The sequence below is a fragment of the Streptomyces bugieae genome, assembly GCF_036352915.1.
GTDB lineage: Bacteria > Actinomycetota > Actinomycetes > Streptomycetales > Streptomycetaceae > Streptomyces > Streptomyces endophytica.
The window spans coordinates 85446-98674 of record NZ_JAZBJP010000015.1; the positions used below are offsets into that span (position 1 = coordinate 85446).

The following is a 13229-nucleotide window of genomic DNA, read 5'->3' on the forward strand; positions in this document are numbered from 1 at the left end:
GGGTGATGAACGGGAAAGAGGGCTGGTGGCGGGGGTGAAGGGACGGTGACACGGTGGCGGTGACGTCTGGTGGACCGTGCCCCTCGCCGCTGCGTCCCGGAAGCTACCTCGGAGGCAGTAGTAACCAGCAAGGGCGTTTACTATCCAAAGGGAAGTACTGAGGGTGTGGAGAGGCGGCATGGGATGACGACGACGTGCAGGACGGGGAGTCATGACGAACACGACGTCTACGCGGCGCTGTGTCCGGGACGTGAGGTGTTCGACCTGCTGTCCAACAAGTGGACGGCGCTGGCGATCGGCGCCATGGAGGAGGGGCCGCAGCGGTTCGGGGCCCTGCAGCGCCGGCTCCAGGGGGTCAGCCCGAAGGTGCTGACGCAGACCCTGCGGCGGCTGGAGACCGGCGGCTTCGTCGACCGGACCGTCATCCCGGCCGTACCGCTGCACGTCGAGTACGCGCTGACCGACCTGGGGCGCAGCGTCGCCCAACCGCTCGCGGCCGTACGGCACTGGGTCGAGGCGCACCTCGACGAGATCGGCAGCCCGGCCGCGGCGGCGGGCTGACGTGCGCCCCGGGCCGTAGGACGACCCGTAGGACGACCCGTAGGCCGTCACGTACCGGCCTGCCCCGGTAGGGGCCGCTCAGGCCGCGAGTGTCGCGATGCCCAGGGTGAGCAGGGCGAGCGCCTTGAGCGACTCGGCGGCGGCGTAGAGCAAGTGGGCGCAGGAGCGCGGGAGTTCCTCGCCGGCCAGTACCCGGTCGGAGCGGCGGTTCAGGGCCGGGCGGACCGCCGTGAGCTGCGCCGTCAGGAGGAGGACGGGGACGGCCGTCAGGCTCACCACGGATGCCGGTGGACGGCCGAGGGCGACCGCGGTGATCACGACGAGGGCCAGCACCGCCTCGACCCGGTTCAGCGCCCGGAAGACGAGGCGGCCGATGCCGAGGCCGATGCGCAGGGTCACATCGGGCGCGCGGAACTTCAGCGGCGCCTCCAGGAAGGAGATGGCGAGGACCATCCCGAGCCAGACGAAGGTCGCCGCGACGGCCACGGCGGCGGGACCGGGGTTCATGGTGTGCATGCCGGTCACCGCCCCAGCCACAGGTCCGGGCCGAAGACCTCGTAGTGGATCGCTTCCGCGGGGACGCCGCGGCGCAGCAGGGCGCCGCGGACCGCGCGCAGGAAGGGCAGCGGGCCGCAGAGGTAGGCGGTCACGCCCGGGGGGAGGTCGACGGTGTCGAGATCGACCCGGCCGGTCGACGCCTCCGGGACCCGGTCGTCCGGCTCCTCGTACCAGAGATGCAGCCGGGCGTCCGGCAACGCGCCCACCAGGCCGCGCTGTTCGTCGCGGTGTGGGTGGTCGGCGGGGGTGCGGTCGGCGTGGAGGACGGTCACCGGGCGGGTGGATCCGCTGTCGGCGAGGTGGTCGAGCATGGACAGCATGGGCGTGATGCCGATACCGGCGGACGCCAGGAGCAGCGGGGTGTCGCCGTCCGGCAGGACCAGGTCGCCGAACGGGACGGAGACCGTGAGCTCGTCGCCGGTACGGGCGTGGGCGCAGAGCCAGTTGGACACCTCGCCGTCCGGCCGCCCGCCGTCCGCGTCGTTCCCGGCCCGGACCCGCTTGACGGTGATGCGCCAGTCGGCGCGGCCGGGCGCGGCGGACAGGCTGTACTGGCGGATCTGCCGGGCGCCGTCGGGGAGTTCGGCCCGGACGCTGACGTACTGGCCCGGGCGGAAGGGGGCGGTGGGGCGGCCGTCGGTCCGTCGCAGGACGAACGAGACCGCGTCGGGAGTTTCCGGCCGCCGTTCGGCGATCTCCATGCGGTGCCACACGTCGCCCTCGGCCGCGCCGGCCTCCTGGTAGAGCCGCGCCTCGACGGCGATCAGCGCATTGGCCATCAGCCAGTAGACCTCGTCCCAGGCCGCGGCGACCTCGGGGGTGACCGCGTCGCCGAGCACCTCGGTGATCGCCGCGAAGAGATGGCGGTGGACGACCTTGTACTGGTCGGAGGTGATGCCGAGGGAGGCGTGCTTGTGCGCGATCCGGGCGAGCATCGCGTCGGGGCGGGCGTCCGGGCCGTCCAGCAGCATGCCCGCGAACGCCGCGATGGAGCCGGCGAGGGCGCGCCGCTGCTCCCCGTTGGCCTGGTTGCCCCGGTTGAACAGGTCCCGCAGCAGCTCGGGGTGGGCGTCGAAGAGCTTCCGGTAGAACAGCTCGGCGATGTCGCCTATGGCGGCGCCGACCGCCGGGAGGGAGGCCCGGATGACCGGGGTGGACCGTTCGGAGAGCACCGCGACTCCTTAATTGGTTAACGATCTTCTTATTTAGGCGCGCAGGACGCGGATGCGGGCACGCGAGGTATCCGCACCGGTCGTCCGCAGGTGGTGGTGCCGGTGAGCCGAGAGGTCACCCCGGCGGGCGGCCGACCAGACCGATCAGCACCGGGCCGGTGGGCGAGGCCACCAGGTCCGCCACGGTGAGCGGGTCGAGCGTGGCGTAGAACGCCTCCTGGGCGTCGCGCAGCGCCCGGCGCAGGCGGCAGGCCGCACGCAGCGGGCACGGCGGGTCGCCCTCGCAGGAGACCACCTCGCCCTCGCCCTCCAGCTCCCGGACCAGCCAGCCGACCGACGCGCCGCGGCCGAGCCCGGTCAGCGCCAGGCCGCCGCCGCGGCCCCGTCGCGCCTCCACCACACCCAGGCGCTGGAGGCGGGTGACCGCCTTCGCCATGTGGGTGTAGGGCACGTCCATGGCCTCGGCCACCTCGCGCGTGGTCAGCGGGTCGCCCTCTCCGGAGACCGCCAGGCGCATCACGGAACGCAGCGCCAGGTCGGTGAACTTCGTCAGCCGCACACCCCGGACGTTAACAAAGACGCATGTTAGATTCCCATTCAGATGCGCCCGCGACGGTGTGGATTGCGCCACGGGCGAGGCCGCCGACGGGAACGGGGCCACGGAGGGTCCGTCCCGGCGGTGGTGGGCACCGCACATCGAACAGGGCACGTGTATGACTGTGGAAAACGACGGCTCCCCCGGACCGGCCGGTGAGGCACCGGTCCCCCGCGTGCTGTGTGACGCCGGGGCCCTGACCGCGGGCGCGGCGCTCGACGGTGCGCCGGCCGGTGCGCTGTGGCGGCTGGCGGAACCCGGACGGCAACTCGACGCCAATGTCGTCCGCATCCCGCCGGCCGGGCGGGTGGATCCGCACACCGAGCCGGACCTCGACGTCCTCCTGCTGGTCGTCGCCGGTGACGGCACCCTGCTCGCCACGGACGGCGCCCACCCGTTGGGCGAAGGAAGCCTGGTCTGGCTGCCGCACGGTTCGTCCCGTGGTCTCGTCGCGGGCGCGGGGGGCCTGGGTTACCTGACCGTCCACCCCCGCCGGCCGGGCATGCGGATCCAGCCCCCCTCGTCCGCCGACCACCTCCGGCCGTGAACCGCCGTCGGTCGTGAACCGCCGCCGGTCGTGTACCGCTTCGGCCCGGGACGGCCCGTGCAACCCTCGCGCAACCTCGTAGCGGATTAACTGGAGGCGGTCTGCCTGAAGTTGATGTGGAGGGTGGTGCAGCTGTGGACGCGGGTGCCGGTGTGGAGCGGATCGCGGTGACCAGGGCGGCGGGCGAATTACTGCGGGCCTTGCGGGAGCAGCACGGGCCGTTGATGTTCCATCAGTCCGGTGGGTGCTGTGACGGCAGTGCGCCGATGTGCTACCCGGCGGGCGAATTCCGTACGGGCGGGTCGGACGTGCTGCTGGGACGGCTGGCGGTGGCGGGGGTGCCCGAGCCGGTGGACTTCTGGATGTCGGCGGACCAGTTCGCGCGCTGGCGGCACACCCATCTGACCGTGGACGTCGTACCGGGGCGGGGCAGCGGGTTCTCGCTGGAGGCGCCCGAGGGGGTGCGGTTCCTGATCCGCTCGCGGCTGCTGACCGAGGAGCCGGCGGAGCGGCCGGCCCACGAATGAGGAGCCGGGCGGGAGAACGTGGTGAGACCCCACGCACGGGGGAGAGCGTGGGGTCTCATCTATAGGAACGGGTGACAACGGGAAGTGGTTCCCCTTCTGTGAAGATTCGGGGAAAGATTCTTTCGGGTTCGGTTCGGGTTCGGGGAAAGGGCCTCTCCGGCCTGGACTCCCCCGGCCTGGACTCCCCCGGCCAGGTGCCGCCCTCCCGCTCAGGTCTCGCCCTGCACCAGGCGTTCGAGCAGTTCCTGGAATTCGCCGTCGACGACCACCCGCAGACCGTCCCCGTCCGGCTCGCTGAGCGGGGTCATCACGCCCCGGCGCCACCAGAAGACCCGCGGGCTGATGGCGCCCGCCGCGTCCTCGTGACCGGCCGCCGCGAACTGGGCCATGGCCTGGAGCGCCGGGATCACCTGGGCGTCCTGGATGCGGTGGAACGCCAGCTGGTGGCGGAACGGCATGGCGACCAGCGCACCGTCCGGGGTGAGCCCGGTGCCCAGCAGCCGCTGGACCAGGTCGTCGAGCACCAGCACCCGGCTGGCGGTGAAGAAGGAGTCGCCGAGCAGGACTTCGAAGGCCGAGCCGTCGCCGCGGCGCACCGTCTCGTGCCCCTCGACGGGCAGCGCGCGGAGGTTGTTCATGGCCCGGATCCGCAGTTCGGCGACGTCCCCGAGGTCGCTCAGCGAGTCCTCGCTCAGCATCTGCACCGCTTCGGGCAGATCGAGCGCGAGCACCTCGCGCAGCCCGGGGGCCGGTTCCCGGCCGTAGCGGAAGGAGTCCGAGGCGGGCAGGGTCTCCTGGGCGACGACCCGGGGGTAGAGGCAGGCGCGGATCTCGTCCGCGGAGAGCACCTCCAGCGGCTGCGGGCCGTCCATGGTGCGCAGCACCTTGCCGACGTGGTCCCGGATCAGCCCGGGCCAGGCGCGTTCGCCGCGCCGGTCGCGGTGGCACACCGCGGCGAGGTTGCCGAGGCCGAACTGGCGCCCCGACGAGTCGGTGACCACGCCCGCGTACGCGGTGACCTCCAGGCCCTGTTCGGCGAAGGCCTGCCGGACCTGGGACCGGAAAACGCCGCCTTCCCGCTCGGAGAAGAAGCTGAACTCCTCGTCGCGTGCCAGGTCGCGGGAATCCCGCTTCGGTCCTCGGCGGAACAGGCCCATCTCTTCCTCCCGGCAGCGGCCACGCACAACGGCCATGAATGGGCCGATCGTAACGGGTGCGCCGGCCGGCCCCGTCACCCTGCTGACCACTGGTCACTGCCGTGACGCGGCAGGGCGACGGGGCGGGTGGGGACGGGGACGGGCGAGGGGGGACGAGGGGGGCGAGGGGGACGTGTGCGGCGGAAGCGGGTCGGCCGCCGCCGGCGGGTCAGCTGCCGATGGTGACGTCGATGCAGGCGTAGAAGGCGTTCGCGGTGTCGGCGATGTTCCAGACCGCGAGGATCTTCTGCCGGCCCGTGACGCTGCCGAAGTTGACGGTGTGGGTCACGGTCTCCGGGGGCTGTGCGCCGCCGCCGCCGAACTCGGCGACCTTCTTGCCGCCCGCGAAGTACTGCCAGGTACTGGTGGCGTGACGGGCCGTCAGTCGCCAGGTGAAGGTCTGGGTGTGGCCGATCGGGGTGACCTTCCAGCCCTTGGCGTCGTCGTCGAGTTCGGCGAACCGGCTGTTGCCGCCGCTGCAGCTGGTCAGCCCCTTGGGGCCCTCGACGCTCTGCGGCTCCCATTTGATGGGGCCGCAGTCGATGGTGCCGGCGGCGCACTGCGCCTGGCGGCTGGGTGGCGAGGAGACGTAACCGTGGGCGCCGGCCGGGGTGACCGGCATGGTGACGACGAGCAGCGGGGCGATGCCGGCGCCGATGGCGAGGGCCAGCCTTCTTTTCTTGTTCATGTCAACCCTTTCGCGAGGGGGGCGAGAGGCGCGAGGGGTGCACTGATTGGTCTAGACTTTACTCCGTGACCGTGTACGGTCAAGGGGTCCGGAGCGCCCCGTCCACCGCGGCAGGGGCCGCCGCTCCGCTGGAGGCCCGGACCACCAACTCCGGGGCGAGGCGGACCGTGTGGCACGGACCCGACGAACCGTCAGCCCGGCGGCGGGACAGCAGGCGGGCGGCCTCGGCGGCGAGGTCCGCGACCGGTTGCCGGACGGTGGTGAGCGCGGGGTCGGCCAGGCCGGCGAGCGGGATGTCGTCGAAGCCGGTGACCGCGACCTCGCCCGGGACGTCCGCGCCCAGCTGCCGCAGCCGTTGCAGCGCGCCGGCCGCGATCAGGTCGTTGGCGCAGACCACCGCGTCCGGGCGGGCCGGCCAGAGGAGGTCGACGGCGGCCCGGCCCCACTCCACCGAGAAGTCGCCGAGGGCGAGCCGGCCGGGGGCCGCCGGGTCGAGGGCGGCGGCGCCGTTCTCGTACGCCGTGCGGCGCTCGACGGCCGCGGACGCGGTGCCGGCGGCCCCGATGAAGCAGGGGCGGCGCCGTCCGGTGGCGGCCAGGTGGGCCAGCACGAGGGCCATTCCGGCGGCGTTGTCGACGGCGACGGAGTCGGCGACGCCGGGGCCGCAGCCCCGGTCCAGGAGGACCAGCGGCACCTGCGCGGCGGCGGCCGCCACCGCCTCCCGGCTGTGCCGTTCGTCGACCGGTATCAGCAACAGCGCGTCGACCTGCCGGGCCAGCAGGGCGCTGATCCGGGCCGCCTCGGTGGCCGGGTCGTCGTCGCAGTCGGCGAGCAGGACCGCGCGGCCCTCGGCGTGCAGGGCGTGCTCCAGCTCCCGGACGAGAGTGGGGAAGAACGGGTTGGTGATCTGCGGCAGGACCAGCCCGACGGTGCCGGTGGAGCGGCTGCGCAGGGCGCGGGCGACGTGGTTGGGGCGGTAGCCGAGGCGCTCGGCCGCCGCGCGGACGGTGCGGGCGGTCTCGGCGCCGACCGGACGGGTGCCGGCGAGCACACGGGAGACCGTGGCGATGGAGCAGCCGGACGCCAGCGCGACGTCCTTCAAGGTCACTTCGGCCACGGTGGCGCGCCCCTTTTGTCGACCCGTACCGGATGAGGGCGGCAAACGTTATCACCGCTCACCCACCGTGTCCGTGAGCCGGATCAAGCGGTCGTATGGCTCACATTTCGTTGACATCGGGAGGAGCGATGGGCGAAATTCTCGGAGAACGTTTTCCGGCGGTAGCCGCCTCCTGCGGGCGCACCCAGAGACTTCACCGCACCACCTCGCACCACCGTTCCGCAGAGCAAAGGGGCTCGTCCGTTGGCCAGAAAGATCATCCTCGACTGCGACCCGGGACATGACGACGCGATCGCCATGCTCCTGGCCCACGGCAACCCCGATGTCGAGCTGGTCGCCGTGACGACCGTGGTCGGCAACGCGTCCGTCGAGAAGGTGACCCGCAACGCCCTGTCCGTGGCGCGGATCGCCGGGATCACCGGTGTGCCCTTCGCGGCCGGCTGCCCGCGTCCGCTGGTGCGGGACATCGAGACGGCGCCGGAGATCCACGGCGACACCGGTCTGGACGGCCCGGAGCTGCCCGAGCCCACCCTCGCACTGGACCGCCGGCACGCGGTGGACCTGATCATCGACACCGTGATGGCGCACGAGCCGGGCGAGATCACCATCGTTCCCACGGCCGGCCTGACCAACATCGCGCTGGCCGCGCGCAAGGAGCCGCGGATCGTCGAGCGGGTCCGCGAGGTAGTGCTGATGGGCGGCGGCTACCACGAGGGCAACTGGAGCGCGGTCGCCGAGTTCAACATCATCATCGACCCCGAAGCGGCGCACATCGTCTTCAACGAGAAGTGGCCGGTCACCATGGTCGGGCTGGACCTCACGCACCAGGCGCTGGCCACCCCCGCGGTCGAGGAGAAGATCGCCGCGGTGGGCACCAAGCCGGCCACCTTCGTGCTGGAACTGCTGGACTTCTTCCGCGAGGCCTACCGCGAGAACCAGGGCTTCGAGCACCCGCCGGTGCACGACCCGTGCGCGGTGGCGTACGTCATCGACCCGGACGTGATGACCGTGCGCCGGGCCCCGGTGGACGTCGAGCTGCGCGGTGCGCTGACCGTCGGGATGACCGTGACGGACTTCCGGGCGCCCGCACCCGACGACTGCACCACCCAGGTCGCGGTCAAGCTCGACCACGAGCGCTTCTGGAACCTCGTGGTGGACGCGCTGGAGCGGATCGGCGACGTAGCGGAATGAACGGCACGAACGGCATGAACACCTCCACCACCCAGGCCACCCGGTCCACCGTCGAGGCGAAGGGACCCGGCTCCGGCGTCCGCATCGGGGTGCTGGTCACCGCGCTGCTGGCGGCCTGCTTCGCGTTCCAGCTGAACGCCAGCATGCTCAGCCCGGCGCTGAAGAACATCGAGGACACCCTCGGTGCCAGCTCGGCCGAGATCGGCCTCACCCAGACCGCGTTCTTCACCTCGGCGGCCCTGTTCTCCCTGTTCCTCCCCCGGCTGGGCGACGTCATCGGCCGCCGCCGGGTGCTCACCGGGATGCTCGGCCTGATGGTCGTCGGCTGTGTCATCGCTGCGCTGGCGACCAGCGTGCCGATGCTGTTCGCCGGCCGCATCATCCAGGGCGTCAGCGGTCCGGTCGTCCCGCTGTGCCTGATCATGCTGCGGGTCGAGGTGCGGGAGCCGAAGCGGTACGGCACCCTGCTCGGCGTGATCACCGCGGTCAACGGCGGGATCGCCGGTGTGGACTCCCTCGCGGGCGGCTACCTCGCCGACCGGCACGGCTTCGGCTCGGTCTTCTGGGCGATGGCCGTCGTCGCGGCGCTGGCGACCGTCCTCGTCGCCACCCTGACCCCGGAGTCCAGGGCTCCGGCCGCGGACGCCCCGGGCGCCCGCCGGATGGACTGGCCCGGCGTCGCCCTGCTCGTCGTCTCGGTCGGCTCGCTGCTGATCGCGCTCAACGAGGCGGGCAAGCTGGCCGCCGCCGACTGGCCGCTGATCGCCGTCCTCGTCGTGCTGGCCGCGGCCGCCTTCGGCCTGTTCTGGCGCACCGAGAACCGCAGCGGGCACCCGCTGGTCGCAACGAGGCACCTCAAGCAGCGCGCGACCTGGGCGACCCTGCTCACCACCGTGCTGACCATGACCGGCGTGTTCGCCGTGATGAACGGGCTGATCCCGGCGTTCGCGCAGGACGCGCAGGCCGGCCTCGGAATGAGCGCGGAGGCATCCGCCTGGTGGACGCTGTCGCCGTACGCGCTGGCCGGTCTGGCCATGGGCCCGCTGGCCGGCCGGCTGGCCGCCACCTTCGGCTACGGGCGCGTGCTGCGGTGCGGTCTGGTCGGCTCGGTGGCCACGGTGGTGCTGATGCTGGCGACGATGCACAGCCACTCGCACGTCCTGCTGCTGGTGACCTCGATCCTGGTGGGCGTCGCCTACGCGGGCGTCGCCAACATCGTCCTCAACGGGCTCGGCATCGTGCTCTCCCCCGGCGAGAACCCGGGCTTCCTGCCCGGCCTGAACGCGGGTGCGTTCAACCTCGGCGCGGGTCTGAGCTTCGCGGTGCTCTACGCGGTCAAGACCGCCGCCACGCCGGCCGATCCGGCCTCCGCCGGCGGCTACACCGCGGGCATGATCGCCGGTGTGGTCATCCTGGCGGCGGCGATCGCCAGCTCGTTCCTGATCCCGAAGCCGGTGGCGGCCGAAGCCCAGGACTGAGGGCTCACGGCGCGCCACCGGGGGATCCTCGGGCGGCTCACTCCGGCGTCGGCTCCTCCGTCCACCGCAGAATGGCGCCGAGCCCGCCGGAGGGCGCCCGTTCGGGATCGCGGACGATCACGACCTCGGCGCCGCTGGCCGCGGCCGACCGGATGAGCGCGTCGTCGGCCCGGGCGGCGGCCGGCCGCACATCGTCGCCGAGGTACTGCAACTCGGTGCCGCGCACGGCCAGTTGGTCGGCGCCGTCACCGACCCAGACCTGACGTCCGGTGTCCGCGCCGTGCGGGTCGACCAGCAGGGTGTCGATCCGGTGTTCCCGGGCCGCCTCGACGAGCGCGGGGATGCCGGCCGCGGCGTGCGGGGCGCTCTTGCCGCCGGGGCCCTCGCCGGTGCGGAAGCGGTCGGTCACCTCCACGACGTGCTGGCGTTCCTGCTCGGCCCGGACCTGGGCGATGTCCCGTTCCACCAGGTCGCTCTCGGAGCCGGCGGCGCGGCCGCCGTGTTCGCTCTCGTAGGTGATGCCGCGCAGCTGCTCCGGCAGCTTCTCGTGCACGAGGTGCCGCTCGCGGGCGTCGCCGATGAGGATGACGGCCTCCGCCCCGTGCTCCTGCGCGGTCCGGCGGATCGCGTCGGCGATCTCCCCGGCGTTCTGCTCCCAGGTGTTCTCCACCTTGGCCTGGAAGTGGGTCTCGGACCAGTCCGAGGACGTGGTGCGGTGGACGGGCCACTCGGCGCCGGTGACCTTGCCGGCGTCCTCGCTGCCCTGCTGTCCCAGGACGGCCAGGTCCGCCCCGGTGCGGTCCAGCCGGACCACGAGGCAGACGGGGTCGTCGCCGATCGCGGCCAGGAAGGGCGCGATCCGGGGCACCGGCCCCCAGGCGGCGAAGGGTGTGGGCGGCGGCCCGGGCAACGGCGCGTTGAGCACGACCTTGCCGTTGGTGGCGAACAGCACCCGCCCGGCGTGCGACTGCGGTTCCCCTTCGCGCCGCGTGACCAGGGCCTCGTGCACGGCGCCGCAGGTGGCCTCGTCCGCGCCGAGCGCGAAGAGCTGCGCGGTGGTCGCGCTCGCCGTCAACTCTTGCTGTTTCTCGGCGTCCTCGGTGCCGTGCGAGATATCGGCATAGACGGTTGCCCATGGGCCCGGCCGATCGATGACCGGTCGAAGGAGCGAGAGTCGCATGGCGCTGCCTCCTTGGGTTCTCCCGGTATGCGTGGGGCTTGTCTGCGGTTGGCTGCGTATGCGGTGGGACGCGTATGCGTCGGCTTGTCTGCGGTTGGCTGTCATACGAATTCCCGATCCCCCAGGGCGTATGCATTGCGGTCCGGCCCGGGATATGCCTTCGGGGCGATCACGCAGTGTGGTGATACGGGTGAATTCCGTGCAGGGGCTTGAAACGACCGCGTCGGGTTGTTAGGGCGGAGGGACCAGGGAAACTGGGAGAAAGCGTCGGGTCGGCACGACTCGGAGACCGGAGGCAGCGATGGTCATGGAACACGGAATGGACAAGACCGGCCCCGCCCGGGACGACATGATGAAGAAGCAGCTGCGCGGGCAACTGGCCGCGGAGCGCTCGCTGCGGACCGACGAGGAACACGAACTCCAGCCCGCGGGCGAGGACCAGCCGGTGCCGGCCCGGTCGCCCGCGAGCGACTACCGCGGCGGTACGCCGAGCGGAATGACCGAGCAGGACGTCGGACTGCGCTCCGAACTCGCCCAGCACCTCGGCCGGAGCCTGTACCCCGCCGACAAGAACACGATCATCGAGACGCTGCGGCGCAACAACGCGCCGGACCGGCTGGTGGACCTGGCGCAACGGCTGCCGGCGCACGACCGGTACGTCAATGTCCAGGCCATCGCCGAGGCCATCGGACTGCACACCGAGCACGTGCGGCGCTGACCCGGCCGTCCGCCCCCTGACGCTGCCGAGCGGCGCCGGGAGGCGGACAATTGGTGACAGAGAGCCCCGCCGCAGCCCGCGGCGGGCGAGCGGACGGGAGAGGGAGGGCGGTCATGTCCGACGACGCGATGGGCGACGAGGTCTACCAGCCGCCCAGCTCCGACCCCCAGGACAACCCCAACGATCTCGACATGGAGGACGCCCTCGACGAGCCCGACCTCGATGCCATGCTGGACACCGGCTATTCGCCGCCCGAACGGCCCTTCGTGGTCAATCACGAGGGCACCACGGCACGGGAACTGCACGACCGCGAGTCGCTGGAGCACCGGCTGGCCGTGGAGGTGCCGGACGTGCTCCCGGTCGACGGCGACGGCATCGGCGATCTGCCGGGCGGCGTGGGCGAACCGGTGGATCTGGAGTGCGGCGAGGAGCGGGCCGGCCGGCTCGTGGGCACCGACGAGGGCTTCTGGCGCGGCGGCAGCGACGACATCGCCGCCCGGGACGTCGGCATCGACGGCGGTGCGGCGTCCGCGGAGGAGGCCGCGGTGCACATCGCCCGCGACAATGCGGGGGACGGGGAACTGGAGGCATAGCCCCGGGATTCCGCCCCGGGCCGGGTCCCGGAATGTCTTTCGTCCCGCCGCTCGCCCTGCCTTTCGTCCCGCCGCTCGCCCTGCCCGCCCGTGAGATGCCGGACCCGTGAGATGCCGTATCCGTGAGATGCCGTATCCGTGAGATGCCTTATCCGGGAGATTCAGAAGATTTCCTCGGCGGTGGACCGGACGATACGGGCCCCCATAGTGCGTTCCCTCATGCGCGGCGTGCGCGGCGCGGCTTTCGCGGGATCGCGGTGGATGTGCACGCAGGCGTCCTCGACGCCGATGACGCCGGGGCCGGACCCGCTCATCGCCGGTTTCCCGGCTCCCCGGCCTCCTCCTCGGCGACCCGTTTGAGGGTGCGCCCGCTGCGGACGGAGCGGGCCCGGCGGGCGTCGGGGGTGCCACGCCGTTCGGCCCGTTCGTCGTTCTCCTTGACCAGCAGCCAGGACTCCCGCTTCCCGGAGCCGTCACCGCCGCGGAACCGGGTGAGCGCATAGCCGCCGTGCAGTTTGCTGCCGTCGAGCCAGAAGGAGGCGTGGCCCTGCTCCAGTGCCTCGCCGAACGTGCGGGTGCGGCCCTTCTTCTTCCCCGGCAGCGGGCGGTAGCTGCCCTCGTCCCAGACGATGACGGTGCCCGCGCCGTACTCCCCTGCCGGGATGACGCCCTCGAACTCCCGGTACTCCAGCGGATGGTCCTCGGTGGGCATGGCCAGCCGCTTGTCCTGCGGATCGGTGGACGGGCCCTTCGGCACCGACCAGGACTTGAGGACGCCGTCGACCTCCAGCCGGAAGTCGAAGTGCAGGGTGCTGGCGTCATGGATCTGCACCACGAAGCACGGGGTGCCGCCGGAGGAGGTCTGCTCGCCCTGCGGCTCGCGGGTCCGGTCGAAGTGCCGTTTGCCGCGGTACGTCGTCAGTCCGTTCCTGTCACCCACGGGTCCGCCCGCCTTTCCTCGGCTGCCGCATCTCTCACTGTGGCGCGCGGCGGGCGGCGCCGCACGTACGGCCCGGGGCCCGCCCCACGGCTCTCCGAGTACCCGGTCGGGTGAGTATCCCGCCCGCCAAGGGGCACGCGAGGGCCGCGGGAGCGAGTTTGGATCCTG

The 13229-nt window shown here is 72.3% G+C and carries 16 protein-coding genes; 7 read left to right on the forward strand and 9 right to left on the reverse strand.

Annotation, left to right across the window (positions count from 1 at the left end):
• The first annotated feature begins 183 nt into the window (after nucleotides 1-183).
• Nucleotides 184-561 (forward strand): winged helix-turn-helix transcriptional regulator, encoded by a 378-nt coding sequence (locus tag V2J85_RS22720; protein WP_261954440.1) that lies wholly within the window; start codon nucleotides 184-186, stop codon nucleotides 559-561.
• Between the two features lie 78 nt (nucleotides 562-639).
• Here the strand turns inward: V2J85_RS22720 and V2J85_RS22725 are convergent, their stop codons facing one another.
• The 3 genes from V2J85_RS22725 to nsrR form a co-directional block, all read right to left on the reverse strand.
• Complete coding sequence (locus tag V2J85_RS22725; RefSeq protein ID WP_330822619.1) at nucleotides 640-1068, reverse strand: hypothetical protein; 429 nt, start codon at nucleotides 1066-1068, stop codon at nucleotides 640-642.
• Nucleotides 1069-1082: 14 nt separating this feature from the next.
• Nucleotides 1083-2291 (reverse strand): globin domain-containing protein, encoded by a 1209-nt coding sequence (locus tag V2J85_RS22730; RefSeq protein ID WP_330822585.1) that lies wholly within the window; start codon nucleotides 2289-2291, stop codon nucleotides 1083-1085.
• Nucleotides 2292-2406: 115 nt separating this feature from the next.
• Complete coding sequence (nsrR, locus tag V2J85_RS22735) at nucleotides 2407-2850, reverse strand: nitric oxide-sensing transcriptional repressor NsrR (RefSeq protein WP_261954442.1); 444 nt, start codon at nucleotides 2848-2850, stop codon at nucleotides 2407-2409.
• A 154-nt stretch (nucleotides 2851-3004) separates the two neighbouring features.
• Between nsrR and V2J85_RS22740 the strand changes: the two genes are divergently transcribed.
• Together V2J85_RS22740 and V2J85_RS22745 are read left to right on the forward strand one after the other, a co-directional pair.
• Nucleotides 3005-3433 carry a cupin domain-containing protein gene (locus V2J85_RS22740; RefSeq protein WP_261954443.1) on the forward strand — a complete coding sequence of 143 codons (429 nt, stop codon included), beginning with the start codon at nucleotides 3005-3007 and terminating at the stop codon, nucleotides 3431-3433.
• 134 nt (nucleotides 3434-3567) lie between these two features.
• Nucleotides 3568-3960: a DUF779 domain-containing protein gene (locus V2J85_RS22745; RefSeq protein WP_261954444.1), complete on the forward strand. Its 393-nt coding sequence runs from the start codon at nucleotides 3568-3570 to the stop codon at nucleotides 3958-3960.
• Between the two features lie 209 nt (nucleotides 3961-4169).
• Here the strand turns inward: V2J85_RS22745 and V2J85_RS22750 are convergent, their stop codons facing one another.
• The 3 genes from V2J85_RS22750 to V2J85_RS22760 form a co-directional block, all read right to left on the reverse strand.
• Nucleotides 4170-5117 (reverse strand): DUF1444 domain-containing protein, encoded by a 948-nt coding sequence (locus tag V2J85_RS22750; protein WP_261957314.1) that lies wholly within the window; start codon nucleotides 5115-5117, stop codon nucleotides 4170-4172.
• 208 nt (nucleotides 5118-5325) lie between these two features.
• Nucleotides 5326-5844, reverse strand: coding sequence for a lytic polysaccharide monooxygenase auxiliary activity family 9 protein (locus tag V2J85_RS22755; RefSeq protein ID WP_330822586.1), 519 nt, complete (start codon nucleotides 5842-5844; stop codon nucleotides 5326-5328).
• A gap of 79 nt (nucleotides 5845-5923) precedes the next feature.
• Nucleotides 5924-6952 carry a LacI family DNA-binding transcriptional regulator gene (locus V2J85_RS22760; RefSeq protein ID WP_330822587.1) on the reverse strand — a complete coding sequence of 343 codons (1029 nt, stop codon included), beginning with the start codon at nucleotides 6950-6952 and terminating at the stop codon, nucleotides 5924-5926.
• Nucleotides 6953-7204: 252 nt separating this feature from the next.
• On the opposite strand from V2J85_RS22760, the gene uriH reads away from it, so the two are divergent.
• Together uriH and uriT are read left to right on the forward strand one after the other, a co-directional pair.
• Nucleotides 7205-8152: a uridine-preferring nucleoside hydrolase UriH gene (uriH, locus tag V2J85_RS22765; protein WP_261954447.1), complete on the forward strand. Its 948-nt coding sequence runs from the start codon at nucleotides 7205-7207 to the stop codon at nucleotides 8150-8152.
• A 14-nt stretch (nucleotides 8153-8166) separates the two neighbouring features.
• Nucleotides 8167-9630: a uridine transporter UriT gene (uriT, locus tag V2J85_RS22770; protein ID WP_261957315.1), complete on the forward strand. Its 1464-nt coding sequence runs from the start codon at nucleotides 8167-8169 to the stop codon at nucleotides 9628-9630.
• 37 nt (nucleotides 9631-9667) lie between these two features.
• On the opposite strand, the gene V2J85_RS22775 is transcribed toward uriT, so the two are convergent.
• A complete protein-coding gene (locus tag V2J85_RS22775; protein ID WP_261954448.1) occupies nucleotides 9668-10810 on the reverse strand; it encodes a baeRF2 domain-containing protein in 1143 nt (380 codons plus the stop codon).
• 319 nt (nucleotides 10811-11129) lie between these two features.
• Between V2J85_RS22775 and V2J85_RS22780 the strand changes: the two genes are divergently transcribed.
• Nucleotides 11130-11528, forward strand: a complete 399-nt coding sequence (locus tag V2J85_RS22780; RefSeq protein WP_410011224.1) for a DUF2795 domain-containing protein — start codon at nucleotides 11130-11132, stop codon at nucleotides 11526-11528.
• 113 nt (nucleotides 11529-11641) lie between these two features.
• Nucleotides 11642-12121 (forward strand): DUF5709 domain-containing protein, encoded by a 480-nt coding sequence (locus tag V2J85_RS22785; protein WP_030804186.1) that lies wholly within the window; start codon nucleotides 11642-11644, stop codon nucleotides 12119-12121.
• 161 nt (nucleotides 12122-12282) lie between these two features.
• Here the strand turns inward: V2J85_RS22785 and V2J85_RS22790 are convergent, their stop codons facing one another.
• The gene (locus V2J85_RS22790) at nucleotides 12283-12435 is read right to left on the reverse strand and encodes a hypothetical protein (protein ID WP_330822589.1); all 153 of its coding nucleotides are present in this window, start codon (nucleotides 12433-12435) and stop codon (nucleotides 12283-12285) included.
• The gene (locus tag V2J85_RS22795; protein ID WP_261954451.1) at nucleotides 12432-13061 is read right to left on the reverse strand and encodes a DNA polymerase ligase N-terminal domain-containing protein; all 630 of its coding nucleotides are present in this window, start codon (nucleotides 13059-13061) and stop codon (nucleotides 12432-12434) included. The genes V2J85_RS22790 and V2J85_RS22795 overlap by 4 nt, the downstream gene beginning before the upstream one ends.
• Nucleotides 13062-13229: the final 168 nt, after the last annotated feature.